At 48.0% G+C, this 13,877-nt stretch carries 13 protein-coding genes; 11 read left to right on the top strand and 2 right to left on the bottom strand.

The window, feature by feature from the left end; genetic code table 11:
- Positions 1 to 30 precede the first annotated feature (30 nt).
- The 5 genes from KNO69_RS07215 (at position 31) to nhaC (ending at position 5,295) form a co-directional block, all read left to right on the top strand.
- On the top strand, positions 31 to 849 hold the full coding sequence (locus KNO69_RS07215; RefSeq protein WP_074037123.1) for a fumarylacetoacetate hydrolase family protein: 819 nt from the start codon (positions 31 to 33) through the stop codon (positions 847 to 849).
- A gap of 111 nt (positions 850 to 960) precedes the next feature.
- On the top strand, positions 961 to 2,226 hold the full coding sequence (locus KNO69_RS07210) for a S1C family serine protease (RefSeq protein ID WP_078146804.1): 1,266 nt from the start codon (positions 961 to 963) through the stop codon (positions 2,224 to 2,226).
- 56 nt (positions 2,227 to 2,282) lie between these two features.
- Positions 2,283 to 2,627 carry a DoxX family protein gene (locus KNO69_RS07205; RefSeq protein ID WP_078146805.1) on the top strand — a complete coding sequence of 115 codons (345 nt, stop codon included), beginning with the start codon at positions 2,283 to 2,285 and terminating at the stop codon, positions 2,625 to 2,627.
- 16 nt (positions 2,628 to 2,643) lie between these two features.
- Positions 2,644 to 3,732 carry an amidohydrolase gene (locus tag KNO69_RS07200; RefSeq protein ID WP_214817068.1) on the top strand — a complete coding sequence of 363 codons (1,089 nt, stop codon included), beginning with the start codon at positions 2,644 to 2,646 and terminating at the stop codon, positions 3,730 to 3,732.
- 162 nt (positions 3,733 to 3,894) lie between these two features.
- Positions 3,895 to 5,295 (top strand): Na+/H+ antiporter NhaC, encoded by a 1,401-nt coding sequence (gene nhaC, locus KNO69_RS07195; protein WP_483297358.1) that lies wholly within the window; start codon positions 3,895 to 3,897, stop codon positions 5,293 to 5,295.
- 15 nt (positions 5,296 to 5,310) lie between these two features.
- On the opposite strand, the gene KNO69_RS07190 is transcribed toward nhaC, so the two are convergent.
- Positions 5,311 to 6,510: a hypothetical protein gene (locus KNO69_RS07190; protein WP_214817063.1), complete on the bottom strand. Its 1,200-nt coding sequence runs from the start codon at positions 6,508 to 6,510 to the stop codon at positions 5,311 to 5,313.
- 79 nt (positions 6,511 to 6,589) lie between these two features.
- Here KNO69_RS07190 and KNO69_RS07185 point away from each other — a divergent pair, with 79 nt between their 5' ends.
- Together KNO69_RS07185 and KNO69_RS07180 are read left to right on the top strand one after the other, a co-directional pair.
- A complete protein-coding gene (locus tag KNO69_RS07185; RefSeq protein WP_214817060.1) occupies positions 6,590 to 7,720 on the top strand; it encodes a mandelate racemase/muconate lactonizing enzyme family protein in 1,131 nt (376 codons plus the stop codon).
- Positions 7,707 to 8,378, top strand: a complete 672-nt coding sequence (locus KNO69_RS07180; protein WP_214817056.1) for a hypothetical protein — start codon at positions 7,707 to 7,709, stop codon at positions 8,376 to 8,378. Before KNO69_RS07185 ends, KNO69_RS07180 begins: the two co-directional genes overlap by 14 nt.
- Positions 8,379 to 8,409: 31 nt before the next feature.
- Here KNO69_RS07180 and KNO69_RS07175 read toward each other — a convergent pair whose 3' ends face one another.
- A complete protein-coding gene (locus tag KNO69_RS07175) occupies positions 8,410 to 9,159 on the bottom strand; it encodes a GDSL-type esterase/lipase family protein (protein WP_214817054.1) in 750 nt (249 codons plus the stop codon).
- 118 nt (positions 9,160 to 9,277) lie between these two features.
- Here KNO69_RS07175 and KNO69_RS07170 point away from each other — a divergent pair, with 118 nt between their 5' ends.
- The 4 genes from KNO69_RS07170 to KNO69_RS07155 all read left to right on the top strand — a co-directional run bounded on the left by KNO69_RS07170 (position 9,278) and on the right by KNO69_RS07155 (position 13,850).
- Positions 9,278 to 10,198: an ABC transporter ATP-binding protein gene (locus tag KNO69_RS07170; protein WP_012726176.1), complete on the top strand. Its 921-nt coding sequence runs from the start codon at positions 9,278 to 9,280 to the stop codon at positions 10,196 to 10,198.
- Entirely contained in the window at positions 10,191 to 11,189 is a 999-nt protein-coding gene (locus tag KNO69_RS07165; RefSeq protein ID WP_251124883.1) for an ABC transporter permease, read from the top strand. Before KNO69_RS07170 ends, KNO69_RS07165 begins: the two co-directional genes overlap by 8 nt.
- Before the next feature lie 175 nt (positions 11,190 to 11,364).
- Positions 11,365 to 12,894: a M4 family metallopeptidase gene (locus KNO69_RS07160; RefSeq protein WP_214817051.1), complete on the top strand. Its 1,530-nt coding sequence runs from the start codon at positions 11,365 to 11,367 to the stop codon at positions 12,892 to 12,894.
- Positions 12,895 to 12,989: 95 nt separating this feature from the next.
- Positions 12,990 to 13,850, top strand: a complete 861-nt coding sequence (locus KNO69_RS07155; protein ID WP_078146815.1) for a PPK2 family polyphosphate kinase — start codon at positions 12,990 to 12,992, stop codon at positions 13,848 to 13,850.
- Positions 13,851 to 13,877: the final 27 nt, after the last annotated feature.

Genomic DNA, 13,877 nt, shown 5'->3' with positions numbered 1-13,877 from the left:
TGTATAATGTTGAAAAAGGGGGAGTTTTCAATGAAATGGTGCAGTTTTGAGATGCAAGAAGAGCAACGAGTGGGGATTGTCAAAGGCGATTTCGTCTACGATGTCAGCAATCAAGTACATACGACAAATTTATTAGAAGTGATCGCGCGTGAGTTCGAACCAGATATCGATTTGGACGTGGCGCCCTCATACCGAATGACGGATGTGAAACTACTCGCCCCGTACCGTCCATTGAAAAACGTGATTTGTATCGGCAAGAACTACGAAGAACACGTGAAAGAGATGGATACAGCAGGAGCAGGGAAACTCGTCATCTTCACGAAAGCACCGACCTCGGTCGTCGGTCCGGAAGCGGTCATTGAGCGTCATCCTGAATTGACGGACAAACTTGACTATGAAGGTGAGCTCGCCGTCATCATCGGCAAGTCTGGACGAGACATCGAAGCGGTCGAGGAGCACATTTTCGGTTACACCATTCTAAACGATGTGACGGCTCGAGACGTGCAAAAAGAACATGTCCAATTCTTCCGTGGCAAGTCGTTCGATACGTTTTGTCCGATGGGACCGTTCGTCGTCACACCGGACGAGCTCCAGTTCCCTCTCCAAATCAAAACAAGTGTCAATGGGGAGACGCGTCAAGATGGGACGACAGCCGATATGATTCGTCCGATTGATGAACTCATTCGTACACTGTCGAAAGGCATGACGCTCGAAGCGGGCGACGTCATCGCGACGGGTACACCAGCCGGAGTTGGGCACGGGATGACGCCACCGACGTATCTACAAACGGGAGACACGGTCGAAGTGACGATTGAAGGTCTCGGTACGTTAAGAAATGTGATTGTCTGAATGAAATGACGTAAAATGTGAAGAATCTTGTAATTCATTTATCATTTTATAAATTAGTGTTCCTCTTCGTTATAGTAAGGGTAGAAGATAACACAGAGGAGATGAATCATTATGGATCGTCACGATCAATCAAATGAACGCGATCAATTACATGAATCAGAGCAACAAAAAGATTGGTTAGATACAGAACTTGGTTCATCCAACCGAGAAGAGACAATGGTACGAACACAAACAAAACCGTCATTCGTCAGCCGTATGTTCCCGGGACTTGTCGGTGGGGTCATCGGGGCGTTGTTGACGGGCGCAATCGCATATCCGTTTATCGACCAACCGGCTACGAGTGTGAGTGATACGAACGTGACCTCGCAAGGGACTCCGGTCCAAACGTCATCGAACGTATCCGATTCTTCGGTCACGAATGCCGTCGCGACCGCTCAACCTGCAGTCGTCACCGTGAACAACTTCGCCCAAACTGGCTTCTCGAGTGAGGCGGTCGAGGCTGGAGTCGGATCAGGTGTCATCTATAAAAAAGAAGGTGACTCGGCATTTATCGCGACGAACCATCACGTTGTCAACGGAGCGGACAAGCTGACGGTCACCTTTAATGACGGAACGACTGCGGAAGCGACACTCATGGGAAGTGACGCGACGTATGACTTGGCCGTCTTGAAAGTGGACGCTGACAAAGTACCGGCCGTCATCTCAATCGGCAAATCGAGCGAGTTGAAACCGGGTCAAACGGTCATCGCCATCGGGAATCCGCTTGGACAATTCGAGAACTCCGTGACACGCGGTGTCGTCTCATCGACGTCACGCCTCGTACCCGTCGATACGGATGAGAACGGACAGGCCGACTTCAATGCCGAGGTCATTCAAACGGATGCGGCCATCAACCCAGGTAACTCAGGTGGTGCGTTAATCAACGAAGAAGGACAACTCGTCGGAATCAACTCGATGAAAATTGCGACAGCAGAAGTCGAGGGAGTCGGATTCTCAATCCCAGTCGACATCGCCCTTCCGCTCATCAATCAAATCGAACAGACGGGAGAAGTGAATCATCCGTCACTCGGCGTCTCACTTCGTGACGTATCAGAGTTCCCTCAAGGTTACTTGACGGAACAAATCAACTTGCCTGAATCGGTGACGGCGGGAACAATCATCGTGGAAGTGCAACAAAATAGTTCAGCTGCGAAAGCGGGTCTTAAGGCACGTGACGTCATCGTGAAAATCAATGACAAAGACGTCAGCTCGTTCATCGACCTCCGTAGTGAATTAATTCGCGATACGGACGGAACGGTCGACATCGAATATATCCGGGACGGAAAAACGGAGACGGTTCAAGTCGAGATTCAAAATGCGAACGGTTCTGCATTGTAAAAGGTGGGCAATATGCCCGCCTTTTTTGCTATGCTTATACAAAAGGAGGATGAGTTATGGTACGAAATTTATATGGGGTGTTACTATTCGGGGCAGGAATTTTACATTTTGTAAGAGAGAAGGCGTTCATGTCGATTATTCCGAAATCTTGGCCGTTCCGCCGACTGATGGTGCAACTAAGCGGAGTCGTTGAAGTCGTGTTCGGGGCGATGCTCTTACTCAACAAGGGAACATCGTTCGTGAAACGGACGCTACCGGCATTTTTTATCGCCGTCTTCCCGGCAAATATCAACATGGCCGTCAAGCCATCTAGAATCGGTGGGAAGGTCATTCCGAAATGGATTACATGGGGACGACTCCCGCTTCAATGGGTTTTGATCAAAGGTGTCAAAAAAATATAAAGGTGTGGAGATACATATGACAAGCGTACTCAAGTGGTTTGAGCATTTCCATGCTCATCCGGAAATCAGTTGGAAAGAAGTCGAGACGACTCGAACAATCGCATCCATCTTATCAGACTGGTCGATTCCCCATCGAACGTTTGAGGACGTGACCGGAGTAATCGCGGAGATTGGATCGGGAGAAGAAGTGATTGCGGTCCGCGCCGATATCGACGCGTTATGGCAACAAGTGGACGGTACGTTTCGAGCGAACCATTCATGTGGGCACGACGCGAACATCAGCATGGTACTCGGTGCGCTCGAACAGTTGAAAGACGAAATGTTACAAAAGCGAATCCGTTTCATCTTCCAACCTGCCGAAGAGCAAGGAAATGGTTCGCTCGCCATGATCGAACGAGGGGCGTTAGAGGACGTGACGCAACTATTCGGAATCCATTTACGTCCACAAGAAGAGTTGAAAAGGGGACAATATGCGGCGGCGATTCAACATGGTGCTGCCTTCTTCTTAAAGGGAGAGGTCATTGGGGATGATGCGCATGGTGCGAGACCACATCAAGGACAAAACGCACTCGATGTCATCTTCACGATTCAACACATGCTTAAAAGCATTTACTTGTCACCGTTTGAGCCGCACTCTGTCAAGTTGACGAAGGTACACGCCGGGAGTGACAACATGAACATCATTCCAGGAAATGCGACGTTCTCGATTGACGTCCGTGCCCAACAAAATGAAGAATTGCTCGAACTGCGCAATCGTGTCGAAGACATGTTACTCCAAGTCGGTCAGCTTCATCGTGTGAAACTTGAATGGGAGTGGCAAGACTTCACACCGGGAGCCGTCGTTGGGGAAGAGTCAAGTCAGATTGCGAAGCAGGCGATCGAGCTACGCTTCGGTCAGTCGGCTCTCGTCGAACGGATCGTCACGTCAGGTAGCGATGATTTTCATTTTTATACCGTCGAGAAGCCGATGCTAGATGCGACGATGATTGGAATCGGGGCTGATTTGGGTCCAGGACTCCATCATCCGCATATGGCGTTTGACCGTGACGCCTTAAATGACGGGGCACTCCTGCTCGCGGATGCGCTCCGGATTGCAGCAACATAAATCAAGATGGGTGGGATAGACAGATGTCTGTCCACTCATTTTTTTATTGCATCCATCACTTGTAAGCGCTATCATAACGTTATTAGCGACAATATAACGACAATTCTGAATTTTCGCTATAGGGGAGGAAGTTAGATGGAAACAACGGGGAACAAGCAAGACATGAAGTTAGGGTGGGCGCTCTTGCCACTCGGGGTGATGATCGTCGTCATGCTCATCTCGATCGTTAAGCTCGGTCAAGGTCCACACATTCCGCTCATCGTCGGAACGGCAGTCGCTTCAATCGTCGCCTGGCGTCACGGGTTCAAGTGGAAAGAGATTGAAGAGATGATGTATAAAGGGATTCGTCTCGCCTTACCGGCAGTCGTCATCATCATTTTGGTCGGGTTGACGATTGGGGCATGGATCGGTGGAGGAATTGTTGCCACGATGATCTATTTCGGACTGAAGATCATCTCACCGGCATACTTTTTGTTAACGATTTGTCTCATCTGTGCGGTCGTCGCGCTCTCAATCGGGAGTTCATGGTCGACGATGGGGACGATTGGAGTAGCGGGGATGGGCATCGGGCTGAGTATGGGGATACCGGCGCCGATGGTAGCGGGGGCTGTCATCTCAGGAGCTTACTTTGGGGATAAGATGTCGCCTTTGTCAGACACGACAAACTTGGCGGCAGGATTAACTCATACGAATTTATTCATACATATTCGGCACATGCTCTATACGACAATTCCAGGACTCATCATTGCAGTCGGGGTATACGCATGGCTCGGTAGACGATTTGCAGATTCTTCGACAGACTCGTCTGAAATCACACAGACATTGACGATTTTAGAGGACAGTTTTGTCATCTCACCATGGTTACTCATCGTCCCACTAGCTGTCATTTTGCTCGTTGCAAAGAAGGTGCCAGCGATTCCGGCGCTCGTCGTCGGGATTGCACTGGGCTTCTTGGCTCAAGTGTTCATTCAAGGTGGAACGCTCGCTGACAGCGTAGGCGCTCTTCAGAGTGGTTATGTCATCGAGACGGGAAATGAACTGGTCGATAACCTCTTCAGTAGAGGTGGTCTTGATGCGATGATGTACACGGTCTCGATGACCATCGTCGCGATGACGTTCGGGGGGATTTTAGAATATTCGGGAATGCTACAATCCATTATGAACCAAATTTTGAAGTTGGCGAAAACGGCAGGTTCGTTGATTGCTTCAACGATTTTAGCTGGGATTGCAACGAATGCGACGTGTTCGGAGCAGTACATCTCAATCGTCGTCCCGTCGAGAATGTTTGCTGGAGCATATGAAAAAATGGGACTACAGTCGAAAAACTTATCTCGTGCCCTCGAGGATGGTGGAACATTGACATCGGTGTTCATCCCGTGGAACACGTGTGGGGTATTCATTCTCGGTACACTCGGGGTCGGAGCTTTCGAATATGCACCGTATGCCGTCTTGAACTTCATTGTACCGGTCATTTCGATTGTATATGCCTTCACGGGATATACGATTGAGCGCATGGCGGTCATCCAACAGGAAGAACCTGTCGCGGAACAAGCGGCTCAATAAAACGATTCCCGGTCGTCAATCGACCGGGAATTGAAATTTATAGACGGTACGCGGACGACCTTGGCTGTAGCTCATTTCTTCGCCAATCCGATGAACGAGTTTTGCATCAACCAATTTTTTGATGAGTCGCTCTGTCGTACGACGTGTCACGTTTAAATGGTCGGTCAACTCTTTCGCTGTAAACTCGAGATGGTCCGTTGAAAAGTGAATGAGCTTTTCGATATTAATCGGACTCATACCCGTCTGCTTCATCATGTCATAGACACGCGTTTGCGTGACACGGAAATGAATCGGTGCCGGTTGATCGGTGAACGTCATTCGTTTTGAATCGTCGACGATTCGTATAGTGGAATTACTTGTCGTATGAAGTGCAAGTTCGGCATGCTCAATGGCACGTTGATAATCTGACCCATACCCGATACCTACATGACCAGGAGTTTCCTCTGGCAAGATGAAACCGTTTGACATGGCGGATTCAATCTTTCCTTTACTCGATAATAGGATGATGCCGTCTTGAGTGGACTCCATCAATTTACCACCGAAATAATGATGTTTTGTCGTATGGTTGAGCGTATCTTCACTTGCATCCGAGTAGAAGAGCACAGCGAGTTGTGACTGGTCCGATTTGTTCAAACGAATCTGTTGAATAAAATCATGGAAGTGGTGGAGAATTCTCTCTTCCGGCTCAATCATGAGTTGGCTAGCAAAACCATTTTCCACTAAGTGTCGATGGACTCGTTCGACACTCGTCAAGGCGAATCGAGTCGTCCCAGTTCGTTGAAGTTGCTCATGAAACGAAATCAACTCTTCGAAATTCATATACGGACTGAGTTCTTTCACTTGCGGTGGCGACATGTGGCTTGGAAACGATGCTAAAATCGAATCAAGTCGTGATGCATCAACGAGATCGATTGAGAGATGTTCGAGTCGGAGCTGATGTGTCAATGTCATATATAAGAGTGACGTCAATAACACGACATCATCTTGAACGACGTGATGGGCAAATGGAAGGGTCGCTTCCTCCGTCGCATACGTATAAGGGAATGAACCGGAAAAGAACACTCCGTCGAAAAATAAGAGATGCGTAGCGATGTCTTTCGCTTCTCGCGGGTCATCATAAGGAAATCCCTCGATTCTAACATCGGGTAAGGAAGAACCGTTCTGTACCTGTTGTATAAACGATGGTGAGCCGACAACGGCGATATGGATGGACATGTAAAATCCCCCTTGCAATTTAGCGACTATATAACGACAATATAGAGGAAAGGACAGTTGAAGTAAAGGAGTGATGAACATGAATATTCAAAAAATAGAAATTTTCTCGGTTCGCTTTCCATTAAAGGTACCATTCATCGTCAGTTATCACCGTTATGATGATATGCCTTCTGTCATCGTCAAAATGACAACCGCATGTGGACTTGTCGGTTATGGAGAAGCCGTGGCGGATGAGCATGTGACGGGTGAGTCCGCTGAGAGCACGGTCAGTGTACTCCGTCATCTATTGGCTCCGCTCTTAATCGGAAAAAATCCGATGCACTTGGAGCATATTCATGACGAGATGGACCGTGCGATTCGTGGTGTTCCGGCTGCCAAAGCAGCACTCGATATCGCCTGTCATGATGTGATCGGGAAAAAGCTGAATCAACCCATCTACGAATGGATTGGCGGTCGGTACCATGAGTCATTCCCAGTCACGCACGTCTTGAGTATCGGAGAGCCGAACCATATGGCACAAGAGGCACTCGAACAAATGAAACGAGGCTATACGGCGGTGAAGATGAAGGTCGGAGTCGATGTGCAAACGGATGTGGCGCGTGTCAAGGCGGTACGGGAAGCGGTAGGAAATGACGTGCCGATTCGAGTCGACGTTAACCAGGGATGGATCAACGCGGCCAATACGGTTCAAGCCATGCGTCTACTCGAACCGTATGGCATCGATTGGGTCGAACAACCGGTCAAGGCGGATGATTTTGAAGGCATGCTCGAAGTGAAACAAAAAATTTCCGTCCCGCTCATGATGGATGAAGGGCTGAAAGACGTTCACGATATGAGACGCTTGACGATGATGCAAGCAGCCCATAAAGCGAACATCAAGCTGATGAAGTGTGGTGGCATCTATCCAGCGAAGAAGTTGGTCCATATGGCGGAAATGTCCGGAATCGAATGCCAGATCGGTTCCATGGTCGAATCCTCTATTGCATCGAGTGCAGGATTCCACGTCGCTTTCTCGAGTAAAATCGTGAAGACGGTCGAGTTGACGGGCCCGCTCCGATTCGGGAAAGATGTCGGAAACTTATTATATGATTTACCAATCATCTCGCTGAACAATCGTCCGGGACTCGGTATTGACGTCGATGAGGACGTGTTACGTGAATTGACGACGGAATCTTACGTGGTTGGAGATGAGTCGCATGTGGCAAGGTGAGATCAAAGACCTTTCACTTCATGTATGCGTCCTAGGCTTGTCGGATTTACCGGAACTGTTAGCCGTTCAAGATACGGTCATTCAGGAGTTGGCTGAACCGGAGCACTATCAATCGTTATCGGTTGAAGAGTTCATGAAACTGTTGACGGATCAGACGTTGATTGGGGCAAAAGCAGATGGTCGGATTATCGCGTTCCGAGCGATGCTCATCCCACCGATTGATGCGGAGCATCTAGGGCGAGATATCGGATGGCCGGAGCATTCGCTTGAACGTGTCCTGTATCAGGAAGTGACGAACGTCCATCCAGACTTCCGTGGATATGGACTACAGACACATTTGGGCAAACTACTAATGAAACAAGTTGAATCGGATAACCGTTTCGATGTCGTCTGTGCGACTGTCGCACCGTTCAATATTCCAAGCATGAAAGACAAGTTCACGCTTGGACTCCGAATTGGGGCGTTGAAAGAAAAGTATGGCGGGAAACTCCGCTATATCTTTTACAAAGAGATGCATCGTTCGTGGCATCCCACATCAGAAGTGATGGATGTGCCGATGAAAGAACGGATGAAACAAGTTGAGTTACTCCAAACTGGTTGGATCGGGACGGGCATGATGAAACAAGGGGAACAGTGGATTGTTCGATATGAGAAGTAAAAAATCCTCGTCAGCTTGACGAGGATTTTGTTCATTCGAGAACGAAGAGTACATCATTCGCGAATTTCTCATACGTACGGTCACTCGGGTGGAACTGGTCGGTCGCAAGGTCTCTTGATAAGTCAGAGATGTAGGCGAACGGGTCGATCACATCGATATTCTGCGCATTCGCCAATTGTTTCGCGGATGCGTTCCAATCGAGGATGAGCTGATTGAATGCTTGTCCATTCTCATCATTTTGAAACGGATTGTATAGACCGATATACACGATGGTTGCCGAATCGTTGAGCGAACGAATTTCAGTGAAAATCGTTTCTAAATTCGTTTTCGCATCCCTGACCACTTGTTGAATATCGACGGATTCGAAGTTATCGACGTTTTCTCCACGGTTGAACAAATCGTTTCCACCGATGGTCAACGTGATATATCGTGCGTTTTCGATCGTCCGACGCACTTCAGGTTGCTCGAGTTGTGTGAGCAAATCTTCTGTTCGTGCCCCAGACACGGCAAGGTTTTGCGTACGTACGCCTTCTTCTTCAAGAGCAGTGCTGACAGGCTGTACATATCCTGCGCCTGATGTTGACCCGACACCACGTGTCAACGAATCGCCTAATGCGACGTAGACGTCTCCTTGTGGTTCAGGGCGTTCGTCTTCGGAGACGGAAAGTGTTCGCTCCGGCGGATTGACGATATCCTGATAGCCAATCCATAGACCATATAAGGCGATTCCCGTTAAAAGAACGGCGCCACTTAAAAATGCATACCATTTCGACTGTTTCATGGGCTGACCTCGCTTTCTATATGAACATCATATCAAATATAAATGGATGTGCCCTATGTGAATGTTCGAATAGGACAGATTCACTTTTGTCCGATAGAATAAAGAAAGAGGTGAGACAATGGAACCGACGTTAAAGCTACATCAACTTACAAAAGTGATTGGAAAAAAGACGATTATCGATAACATTTCGTTAGACGTCTACCCGGGTGAGGTCTTCGGATTTTTAGGACCGAACGGCGCCGGGAAGACGACGACGATTCGAATGATTGTTGGCTTGATCAAACCGACGAAAGGTAATGTATCGATTTGTGGGTATCGTGTCGACAAACAATTTGTCCAAGCGATGAATCAAATCGGCGCAATCGTCGAGAATCCAGAGCTGTATAAGTTTTTATCCGGACGTGAGAACTTAGAAGCGTTCGCACGCATGTTACCTGGCGTCGATGATAAGCGAATCCAGGAAGTCATTGACCTCGTCGATTTGACTGCTCGAATCGATGATAAAGTGAAGACGTACTCTCTCGGGATGCGACAGCGACTCGGGATTGCCCAGGCGCTATTAAACAATCCACGGGTGCTGATCTTGGATGAGCCGACGAACGGGCTCGATCCGATGGGGATTCGAGATTTACGACTTTTCATTCGTCGACTCGTTGAAGAAACGGGACTGAGTGTTCTCGTATCGAGTCATATCCTGGCCGAGATTGAACTACTAGCGGACCGAGTCGCCATCATGTCGCGAGGCAAGATTGTCAAGGTGGGGACGGTCCATGCTTTGATTGAAGAACTCGCGTCAACGGTCGACTTACATGTAACGAATAGCTTCGAAGTATTGCCGATCGTTCAAGGGTACGAAGGAATCGACCAAGCGGACGTGGTGGACGAGCGAACGATTCGTATTTCCATGAACGTGGAAGAGACGGCGAAGTTGAATCGATATTTGATGGAAAGAGATGTCGAGGTGTTCGGACTCGAGCGCCGAGTCCAAACGTTAGAGGACCTCTTCATCACATTGACAGGCGGTGATCACATTGCCTAATCCATCGATGCTCGGTCTCATTCGTAATGAAGTGCTCAAGATTCATCGGAAACGCAGATTGATGGTCGTCTCCATCATCCTGATCGTGCTTGTTTCGATGTTCACGTATGCGAACTATCGTCAAATCGAGAAACAACGCGAAGAACAAGGAACGATTGATTGGCGTGTCGATCTCCAGCAAGAGATCATCGATACACAAAACCGACTCGCCTCCGCGAACGTCCAAGACGAGTTTCGGCAGATTCTTGAGTTCCAAGTCCAACAGAATCAGTATTATCTTGATAATGATATCAATCCGAATTATCCGGGAGCTCCGACGTTTATGCGTGTCTTCTTCTCCCAAGGGACTACGCTTGTCCTACCGCTGTTCATTATTGTATTGGTGGCAGATATCGTGAGCGGAGAACATAACGATGGAACGATTAAGACGTTGTTATCGCGACCGGTCCGGCGATATAAGATCTTACTCGCCAAATGGCTGACGACGCTCCTTTATACATCGATCTTAATATTTGTGACCGCCGTCGTCAGTTACGCCATATCCGGCATCGTTCTCGGCTGGGACGGATGGAATGCTCCGATTTTGACCGGTTTCCAAGCCTCGCCGACCGGAACCTTCTCGACCGACTTTGTGCATACGTTGCCGATGTGGGAGTACTTGCTTATGTCGATGGGGCTTTCATGGCTCGTGGTGGCTGCGGTCGGGACAATCTCTCTCATGATTTCCGTTTTGGTGAAAAATACGGCGACTGGAATCGGAATCATGATGGCTGTCCTCATCTCAGGGCCACTCTTGACATCGCTTGGCTCAAACTGGGATAGCTCGAAATACCTGGTGAACGTCAACTTCGGCCTTCATACCTATTTGGAAGGACAGGCTCCCCCAATCGATGGGATGACGTTACCGTTTTCGCTCCTCGTCATTCTCATTTGGTCAATGGCCGCCTTGGCGTATGCGTTTTACCACTTTACCCAAAAAGATGTGTATTAATGATTCGTGCTCCTTTCCTAAGGAGCACGAATTTTTTTTGGATAAAATTAGGTCGTAAATAGAATGAATGGTTCTAAATACTCAATATTATGAATTATCAAAATAATTAAAAAGGTGGATACAGCCTTTGTGGGAAAGTGTGTAAAGTAAGAATCATCACAAAGGAGGTAAACACATGAAAAAAGTTGTTTCTACATCATTAATCGCAGGCGTATTGCTCGTACCACAATTGGTCGGTGCGGCAGAATTGAAGTCAGGCACTCTGACGAAACCATCAGAAAGTGCACCGACAACGATTGTAAAAGAGTACGTCAAATCAAAAGGTGAGTTCAAGACGATCGAGTCGAAATCAGACAAAGTCGGGAAAGTGGTTAAGCTCCAACAGACAGTTGATGGCGTGCCAGTATTCGGTGGTGTGGTAGTCGGTGTCGTAGATGAAGCGGGTCAATTGAAGACAGTCGTGGATGATGCGAAATCGGTCAAGAACCTACATAAGTCGATCAAGTTAACTGAAAAGAAAGCCATCGCGAGTTACAAAAAGCTTGTCGGACATAAAGGGGCCTTCGAGCTCGAACCGGAAGCGGAATTGATTGTTTATCCAAAAGGTGAGAAGTCGGTTTATGCATATCAAGTGACCGGAACGATCCTTGAAGCGGAAGAGCCGTCACGCTGGACATACTTCATCGATGCTGGAACGGGTGAGGTACTTAATAAATTTGACCAGTTAGCTCACGCGAGACCGACGAACGGTGTGACAGGTACGACATATACGGGAACGGGAATCGATGTTCTCGGCTACAGCCAAACGTTCAAGACAACGAAGAGCGGATCTTACTATTATCTCCAAGATTCAACGCGTGGAAAGGGAATCTATACGTACGATGCGAAAAACCGTACGACACTCCCAGGTTCGCTATGGGCTGACGTGGATAACGTCTTGAACACGACTTATGACCGTGCCGCTGTCTCTGCACACGTCAACGCGACAAAGACATATGATTTCTACAAAAACACTTACGGACGAAACAGCTATGACAACGCCGGAGCTGCATTGAACTCAACGGTTCACTATAGCCGTAGCTACAACAATGCGTTCTGGGACGGAAGTAAGATGGTATACGGAGACGGAGACGGTCAAACGTTCACGTATCTTTCAGGTGCACTTGACGTAGTCGCTCACGAATTGACTCACGCGGTCACGGAATACACGGCAGGACTGATCTATCAAAACGAGTCCGGGGCGATCAACGAAGCAGTATCGGATATCCTAGGTACAGTGGCGGAATATAGCGTCGGCACTAACTTCGACTGGTTGGTAGGAGAAGACATCTACACACCAGGTGTAGCAGGCGACGGACTTCGTTCGATGGCGAACCCGGCTGCATACGGTGACCCAGATCACTACTCGAAACGTTACACAGGCACACAAGATAATGGTGGGGTTCACATCAACTCAGGTATCGTCAACAAAGCGGCATACCTCTTAGGTAATGGTGGATCACACTACGGCGTATCGGTACAAGGTGTGGGAGTCATGGCGATGGGGGATATTTACTACCGTGCCCTCAATGTTTACTTGACACCAACGTCTAACTTCTCAAGCCTTCGTCAAGCGGTCGTACAATCTGCAAAAGACCTTTACGGTGCGACAAGTCCGCAAGCGGTATCAGCTGCGAAATCATTTGACGCTGTCGGAATCTACTAAGTTCTCAACATCCCTTCCGAAATTTTCGGAAGGGATTTTCATATGCAGTTTTTGGGTAAATCAAGGTTGAACGTCGAGCGAAAAGGAGAACGAGTATGAACACGAAGGAATTTATTGTGTCACCGAACAGCAAGATTCAATTAGATGATATTCCAACGACTGTTTCAGACAAACCGGAGGATGACACCTTGACGACTGAACTCATTCCGAACAGTGTCGAGCGATTGAAAGAACTACATTGGCGATTATATGCCGAGAGTAAGAAAGGGATTATCGTCGTCTTGCAGGCGCTTGATGCGGGTGGAAAAGATGAGGCGATCAGCTATATCTTTTCAAATTTGAACGCCCAAGGACTGAAGACGAATGCGTTTCAAAAACCTTCCGATACGGAGAAAAAGCACGACTATCTGTGGCGAATGCATGATTTGTTACCAGAAAGAGGACAGGTCGGAATTTTAAACCGATCCCATTACGAAGAGGTCATTGCGCCACGTGTCCATGATTTGTTGGGGGACGAAGTACTTCCGGAGGAAATGGACCAGGAAGAGGTCTGGCAGATGCGATATCGTCAAATCAACGATTATGAACGCTATTTACAGGAAAACGGATTCGAAGTCATCAAGTTCTTTTTCAATGTATCTAAAGATAAACAACGAGACCGTTTGCTTGAACGATTAAAGGATCCGAAAAAGAATTGGGAATTCTCCTTCAGTGACATCGAAGAGCGGCAGCATTGGGAAGAATATCAAGGAATCTTTGCCGAGATGTTGTCGCACACATCAACGGAAGTCTCACCCTGGTATGTGTTGCCGGCAGATGATGAGTGGTATAGTCGTTTAATTATTTCGTCAGTCATGATTGAAGTTCTTGAACGGATTGATCCACAGTATCCGACTTTCACGGATGAGGAACAAGAGCGAATTGACGAGGCCATCCAAACCCTTGAGAACGAGTAAGGCGTGGCGTTCTCGTGAACACTTAAA

Source organism: Exiguobacterium sp. s131, assembly GCF_018617345.1.
Classification (GTDB): domain Bacteria; phylum Bacillota; class Bacilli; order Exiguobacteriales; family Exiguobacteriaceae; genus Exiguobacterium; species Exiguobacterium profundum.
The sequence above is the reverse complement of the archived record's forward strand: the minus strand, read 5'-3'. Positions and strand labels throughout refer to the sequence as shown.

Bases quoted from the DNA above. Each gene is read 5' to 3' on its own strand.
- KNO69_RS07215 (WP_074037123.1), top strand. From the start codon at position 31: ATGAAATGGTGCAGTTTTGAGATGCAAGAAGAGCAACGAGTGGGGATT.
- KNO69_RS07210 (WP_078146804.1), top strand. From the start codon at position 961: ATGGATCGTCACGATCAATCAAATGAACGCGATCAATTACATGAATCA.
- KNO69_RS07205 (WP_078146805.1), top strand. From the start codon at position 2,283: ATGGTACGAAATTTATATGGGGTGTTACTATTCGGGGCAGGAATTTTA.
- KNO69_RS07200 (WP_214817068.1), top strand. From the start codon at position 2,644: ATGACAAGCGTACTCAAGTGGTTTGAGCATTTCCATGCTCATCCGGAA.
- nhaC (WP_483297358.1), top strand. From the start codon at position 3,895: ATGAAGTTAGGGTGGGCGCTCTTGCCACTCGGGGTGATGATCGTCGTC.
- KNO69_RS07190 (WP_214817063.1), bottom strand. From the start codon at position 6,510: ATGTCCATCCATATCGCCGTTGTCGGCTCACCATCGTTTATACAACAG.
- KNO69_RS07185 (WP_214817060.1), top strand. From the start codon at position 6,590: ATGAATATTCAAAAAATAGAAATTTTCTCGGTTCGCTTTCCATTAAAG.
- KNO69_RS07180 (WP_214817056.1), top strand. From the start codon at position 7,707: ATGTGGCAAGGTGAGATCAAAGACCTTTCACTTCATGTATGCGTCCTA.
- KNO69_RS07175 (WP_214817054.1), bottom strand. From the start codon at position 9,159: ATGAAACAGTCGAAATGGTATGCATTTTTAAGTGGCGCCGTTCTTTTA.
- KNO69_RS07170 (WP_012726176.1), top strand. From the start codon at position 9,278: ATGGAACCGACGTTAAAGCTACATCAACTTACAAAAGTGATTGGAAAA.
- KNO69_RS07160 (WP_214817051.1), top strand. From the start codon at position 11,365: ATGAAAAAAGTTGTTTCTACATCATTAATCGCAGGCGTATTGCTCGTA.
- KNO69_RS07155 (WP_078146815.1), top strand. From the start codon at position 12,990: ATGAACACGAAGGAATTTATTGTGTCACCGAACAGCAAGATTCAATTA.